Genomic DNA, 1,627 nt, shown 5'->3' with positions numbered 1-1,627 from the left:
ACCTGTGTTCATGATAATACCTCCAAAAATGTGTTCACTATAAGTCTTGATTATATAAGCTTAAACATAAAAAGATCGCAGCCACTCGAAATGAGGAGTAAAATCGCCTACATTTCATTGCAGTTACGACCACTTATCCATAAAATATATATAACGAACATTACAGCGTTAGCTTAATAATAAGCGATTTAAACCGATATGTCAAATTAATTGTTAGTTCGGGTACTGCATAACCCTGGCAGATTATCTCAAAAGCAGATTAATTCATCGTTATACTTAGGTTTCAAATCAAAATTATAAAGTTGCACTCTTTTTCGACATATAACTTTCAGCTGAAATTACTGTATGTTTAAGCAGCATCGAAATGGTGACAGGCCCGACACCGCCAGGAACCGGCGTAATAGCTGATGCTTTTTCAGCACAGCTTTCATAGTCTGCATCTCCAATATTTCCTTTATTATAACCAGCATCCAATACCACTGCACCCTCTTTAATCCATTCACCCTGAATAAAATTAGGTTTCCCTACAGCAGCCACAACAATATCTGCTTGTTTAACAAACTGTTCAAGATTTGATGTGTAAGAATGACAAGTGGTGACTGTTGCATTTCTATTTAATAGGAGTGCAGAAACAGGCTTTCCAAGGATGGGACTTCTTCCAACAACGACTGCATGCTTCCCTGAAGCATCAATATTATAGAAATCCATTATCTCTAATATGGCGGCTGGGGTACAGGAAGGATAGACACCAAATCCAAATGCTGTTTGTCCATATCCAAGGCTTGTTACTCCATCAACGTCCTTCTCAATTGCAATTGTCTCAAAAGCTTTTCGTTCATCTATTTGCTCTGGCACAGGGTGCTGAAGAAGAATGCCGTGAACCTTTTCATCTTCATTCAGTTCGGTGATTGTTTCAAGCAGTTCTTCTGTAGTTGTTTCTTTTGGGAGATGAATTCGTTTAGAAATAATCCCTAACTTTTCACATGCATTGCCCTTCATTCTTACATAGGTTTCTGAAGATGGGTCATCCCCAACGAGGATCGTAGCTAAGCACGGTGTAATTCCTTCCTGTGCTAAAAGGTTTATTCTTTCTTTTAAACTTTCCTTTACACTTGCAGCAACTGCATTTCCATCTAAAATCACTTTCTTCTCCATGTATATCCCTCCAATTAATAAGAAAAGAGACAAGGAAATCCCTCTCTCTGCCCAGACGACCGGCTATACATAGACGCAGCTCCCCAGCGGTTCATTCCGCATTGTCGTCAGTTACTGCGATTTTTAAACATATCCAATTTTTCAATATCATTTTAACACAAAAGACATATAATTCAATGATTTTTATCTTTATCGTTCGGAAAATACCCCTGTACACATATTATGTTAAAAAATCATTGATCTTCGTTCAGTTCTGAAGGAAGCAGTGCTCCTTAATAGTCATAGAGGGTCCTACCGATTTTAGATTTAAAGTCACTGTTTCTGCAATAGTATTTTAGAGTGATAAAAAAACCCAAACATTTAAACAGATAATAAAGATGATATCTGCTAAACGTTCGGGTTTGTTATAAACTGACATATTAATCGGTCAGCATAATTAATATTTGAGAACCGCGATCCTTTTACCTAAAAC

General features: G+C 37.2%; 1 protein-coding gene and 1 riboswitch. The gene reads right to left on the bottom strand.

Features of this window, described 5'->3' with window-relative positions; translation table 11 throughout:
- Nucleotides 1-294: 294 nt before the first annotated feature.
- A complete protein-coding gene (locus OQ279_RS18670; protein ID WP_214474352.1) occupies nucleotides 295-1,155 on the bottom strand; it encodes a bifunctional 5,10-methylenetetrahydrofolate dehydrogenase/5,10-methenyltetrahydrofolate cyclohydrolase in 861 nt (286 codons plus the stop codon).
- 42 nt (nucleotides 1,156-1,197) lie between these two features.
- Nucleotides 1,198-1,280: riboswitch (ZMP/ZTP riboswitch) on the bottom strand.
- Between the last annotated feature and the right edge of the window lie 347 nt (nucleotides 1,281-1,627).

Origin of the sequence: Salinimicrobium profundisediminis (assembly GCF_026241755.1) — a bacterium.
In the GTDB taxonomy this organism is placed as follows: Bacteria; Bacteroidota; Bacteroidia; order Flavobacteriales; family Flavobacteriaceae; genus Salinimicrobium; species Salinimicrobium profundisediminis.
Note: the sequence above shows the minus strand (reverse complement) of the source record. Positions and strands in the feature narration are given on the sequence as shown.

Bases quoted from the DNA above. Each gene is read 5' to 3' on its own strand.
- OQ279_RS18670 (WP_214474352.1), bottom strand. From the start codon at position 1,155: ATGGAGAAGAAAGTGATTTTAGATGGAAATGCAGTTGCTGCAAGTGTA.